General features: G+C 38.7%; 3 protein-coding genes and 1 pseudogene. All 4 read left to right on the top strand.

Annotated features, from left to right (window positions below):
• Positions 1-342: 342 nt before the first annotated feature.
• Positions 343-2,508 (top strand): xylulokinase, encoded by a 2,166-nt coding sequence (gene xylB, locus QZU45_RS11115; RefSeq protein WP_295355283.1) that lies wholly within the window; start codon positions 343-345, stop codon positions 2,506-2,508.
• 82 nt (positions 2,509-2,590) lie between these two features.
• Positions 2,591-3,625 (top strand): LacI family DNA-binding transcriptional regulator, encoded by a 1,035-nt coding sequence (locus QZU45_RS11110; protein ID WP_295355282.1) that lies wholly within the window; start codon positions 2,591-2,593, stop codon positions 3,623-3,625.
• A 213-nt stretch (positions 3,626-3,838) separates the two neighbouring features.
• Positions 3,839-4,108, top strand: coding sequence for a 30S ribosomal protein S15 (gene rpsO, locus QZU45_RS11105; protein WP_031491987.1), 270 nt, complete (start codon positions 3,839-3,841; stop codon positions 4,106-4,108).
• A 258-nt stretch (positions 4,109-4,366) separates the two neighbouring features.
• Positions 4,367-4,461, top strand: a pseudogene (locus tag QZU45_RS11100) (IS200/IS605 family transposase); the annotation flags it as partial.

Raw genomic sequence — 4,461 nt, 5'->3', positions numbered from 1 at the left:
AGATTGGAAGAGCTGTCAGGGGCTAAGGTTGCAATTTTATCAACCGGTCCTGAACGAGATCAGACTATCTATTTAGACAATCCTTTTGATTAGGATTTGCTTCATCAAAAAAATAGCAGAGCGGAAAGGGGGCGACTAAAAAGGTCAATTTAAGCAATTACTAAAAAAAATAATTTATTTAAATTTCAATATATTATTTTTAAAAATTTTGCAAAAAAATGACTTTTTAGTCAGCCCCAATTCTTTCCTTAACAAAGATCTATCAAGCAAATAAACTAACTTTAGTTACTTTTCTATAATAATTAATTAGGACAACTTTTATATGCGTTATTTATTTATTTATTGGGTGTTGACCTAGGTACATCAGGTACTAAAACAGTTTTATTTGACGAAAACGGAAATACTCTTTCATCAAAGACAATCGAGTATCCTTTATTACAGCCAAAGAATGGCTGGGCAGAGCAGGACCCTAAGTTCTGGTACGATGCAACTATCAATTCTATTAAGTATGTATTGGAAGACAGCAAGGTAAATGCTGAGGATGTAGTTGCTTTATCTATTGCAGGTCAGATGCATGGCCTTGTAATGTTGGATGAGAACGGAAAGGTTCTAAGAAATTCAATTCTATGGTGTGATGCCAGAACTCAGAAGCAGTGTGATGAGATTACAGCATTAGTAGGCAAGAAGAGACTTATTGAAATCAATGCAAACCCTGCACTGACTGGTTTCACCGCTCCAAAGATTTTATGGGTTCGTGAAAATGAGCCTGAGATTTACGACAAGTGTCGTACTATTCTTTTACCAAAAGATTATGTTCGCTACATGTTAACTGGCAACAGAGCAATGGAAATTTCTGATGCTTCTGGAACTAATCTTCTGGATATTACTAACAGAGTCTGGTCTGATGAGATTCTGGAGAAACTTAATATTGATAAGTCTCTGTTACCTCCAATTATCGAGTCAAGTGCAGTTGCAGGACACATTACTCCTGAAATTGCAAAATTAACCGGTCTAAGCGAAAAGACTATTGTTGCTGGCGGTGCTGGTGATAATGCAGCTGCCGCTCTTGGAACCGGCGTATGTAAAGAAGGTGATGCTTTCGTTACATTGGGTACATCAGGTGTTATTTTTGCTCACACCAACAAGCCTTCAATTGATCCATTAGGCCGTGTACATACTTTCTGTGCTGCTGTAGAGAATTCCTGGACTGCTATGTCTTGTACTTTAGCCGCCGGTTTATCTTTACGCTGGACCCGTGATGAGCTTTATTCATTTGAAAAAGATCAGGAAGCTAAGGCAGGCAGTGATGTTTACAATCTGATGACTGCTAAGGCTTCAGAGTGTCCTGTAGGTTCAGATGGTCTGATTTATCTTCCATATCTGATGGGTGAGAGATCTCCTGTATTAGATCCTAATGCACGTGGTGTTTTCTTTGGTTTAAGCGCAAGACATACAAAGGCTCATATGACAAGAGCTGTTCTTGAAGGTATTACCTTATCTCAGCGTCATAACCTTGATGTTCTTCATCAGATGGATATCAATCCAGTTCAGTTGACTGCCTGCGGTGGCGGTGCTCAGTCTCCATTCTGGCGACAGCTTCTTGCAGATATTCTAAAATGCAAGATTATTACCACCACATCTAAGGAAGGTCCTGCTTTAGGTGCAGCTATCCTTGCTGGTGTTGCAGCAGGTATATTCAAATCAGTTGAAGAAGGCTGTGCAAAACTGGTTAAGACTTCTGACAAGCAGTCTTCAACCAATGAGAGTGTTGCTAAGATGTATGACGAGGTATATAAGATGTATTCCTTCTTATATCCAACACTTCGTCCTGCCTTCTCAAAGCTGGACACCATGAGAAAGAAACTTGATGGTGAAGAGGTTGCTAAATACAAGGAAGTTACCGACGTTGAATTTGAAAGATACGGAAAGGTAATTACGGATATTGATACAGCAAAGCTTGTATCTCTGGTTGAGAAGACTCCTCTAATTCCTGGTACAGACTATAAGGCATCTGTAGATTATCTAGAGGACCCTTCTGTAATGCCTGTATTAAAGAATCAGGTCTTTGGCGGACTAAATGTTCAGTTTGGTTACTGCAACGGAGATAACAAGGGCTTAAACTGCCTTGAATACCATCGCAACAGTGAGCTTAACATTGCGGCTACCGATGCAGTTTTAATGGTTGCTCCAATGACTGCTGTTCATGACGGTATTATTGAAACCAATGATGTTGAAACCTTTATCGTAAGAAAAGGTCAGGCCGTTATGTTCTATGAGACTACTCTGCATTATGCTCCTTGTGTCGCTCCTGGCTATGATCATTTCAAGGTTGGTGTGGTTTTACCTAAGGATACTAATACCGACAGACCAGAGGGAGTTACCCATGAAGGAGAGTCTGGATGTCTAACTCACAACAACAAGTGGTTATATGCACATAAAGACTCTGCCGAGGGCAAGGCAAACATGACCACAGGCAAACTAATCGGTAAGAATCTGTTTATAGATTAGTTTGTATTTAATAGGGGGACGAGTCTGTCCTCCTATTTATAACAATTAAATATAAGAATAATAATTTTGGGATTATTACACGATGACAGTAACAGTTAAAACTTTAGCAAAGGCCGCTGGCGTATCAAGAGGAACTGTTGATAGAGTACTGCATAATCGTGGTTCGGTAAAAAAAGAACTAGCATTAAAAATCAAAACTCTGGCCAAGGAATTAGGATACGTTCCAAACAGAGCAGGCCGTGCTTTATCTGGTATAAGAGATCGCTTCAAGATCGGGGTTCTTCTACCTAGTGTTGGAAACATCTTTTTTGAGGGCGTTATCGAAGGAATCGAGAAGGCAAGCTCAGAGTATGAAGAACTTGGTGTAGACGTCATTTATAAAAAAGTTCAGGGCTATGATGAGCAGACTCATTTAGATGCCATTGATGAACTTAAGCAGATGGGATGTTCTGCCCTTTGTCTTGCAACCATAGATACAGAATCTGTTGCTCAGAAGATTAATGAATGTGAATTGCTAGGAATAAAGGTAATTCTGGTTAATTCAGATGTAAAGAACTGCAAGCGTGTCTGCTATGTTGGCTCTGACTATCAGAAAGCAGGTAAAACCTGTGCGGGGTTGCTTTCTCTTATTTCAAAGTTTGATAAGCTGAATATTCTGGTTGTTACCGGTTCAAGTCTGATGCTCGGTCACAGAAAGCGTATCGAAGGTTTTGTTGAGGAATTAAATAATCTTAATGTAGATTTTGAAATCTGCGGTCAGATAGAATCAAATGATTCTGATATTCAGGCTCAGATTCAGACTTCAAAATATTTAAACGAACATAAGGAAGTAAACTGTGTATACGTTACAGGCGCCGGTGTTCAGGGAGTTGGCGCCTCAATTATAGCAACCGGTCGGGACGATATAATCGGTATCGCCTTCGATGATATATACACAACTGTAGAAATGGTAAGAGCTGGTATTTACAAGTTTGTTATCTGCCAGCAGCCAGACCGTCAGGGCTATCATGCCATTAAACGTGCCTATCAGGTACTTTCTGGATCAATAAACGAGACAGGTTTTTCTGATTTTTATACAGATACTATTATAAAAATCGCATCTAATATCGGAAAATAATCTGTTTTTATACCTCGCAGCTTTAATTGCGAGGTATAAAACTCTTTATAAATCAATTAAAAAGATTTTTTCTTAAATCTTTTTTCATTTCTTGTAAAATATAAAGCTAAATTTGTATAAAGATTTTATCTTTTATGATAGAATGAGCCCGCTTTCAACTGAGTTTGTGATCGGTATGGAAGTTTAATTTTTCACAAAATATGGAGCATATATATTATGTTAACAGTAGAAGATAAGGCAAAAATCGTTGCTGAGTTTGGTCGTAACCCACAGGACACTGGTTATCCAGAGGTTCAGATTGCATTACTATCTGCAAGAATTTCTGACCTGCAGCCTCACTTTGAGACTCACAAGAAGGATCACCACAGCCGTCGCGGCCTACTACGTTTAGTTGCTCAGCGTCGTAAGCTTCTTGACTACTTAAAGACTTCAGACCTTGCACGTTACAGCGCAATCGTTGAGAAGTTAGGTCTCCGTCGCTAATTAGCGTCAGAGAAGGGCGGCTTTGGTGCCGCCCGAATTTTATGTTTCATGTCTTTTTTATGCAGTTCTTTTCTGCAGTAGATCTTTTTTGATTTACAGTTCTTTTGCTAAATTCATTGGTTCTGTTTTTTACTTTATCTTGCAAGAATTCCCCAGCCTCTATAGGTGGGATGAATTGCTTCACAATAGTGGCTTCAAATAAAATTGATTTATGGTAAAATATAATCAGTCGATATATTGTGTATAGGTTATTATTCAATGGAATTTGATAGTAATGCTCATTCAGTCTTTCTGCTGAATTATCATTTGATTCTGGTTGTAAAATACAGAAGAAAAGTATTTGACGACACAAT

Origin of the sequence: uncultured Succinivibrio sp. (genome assembly GCF_902756765.1) — a bacterium.
Taxonomy (GTDB): domain Bacteria; phylum Pseudomonadota; class Gammaproteobacteria; order Enterobacterales; family Succinivibrionaceae; genus Succinivibrio.
Note: the sequence above shows the minus strand (reverse complement) of the source record. Positions and strands in the feature narration are given on the sequence as shown.

Excerpts from the sequence above, each read along its gene's own strand:
- QZU45_RS11110 (WP_295355282.1), top strand. The coding sequence starts at position 2,591 with ATGACAGTAACAGTTAAAACTTTAGCAAAGGCCGCTGGCGTATCAAGA.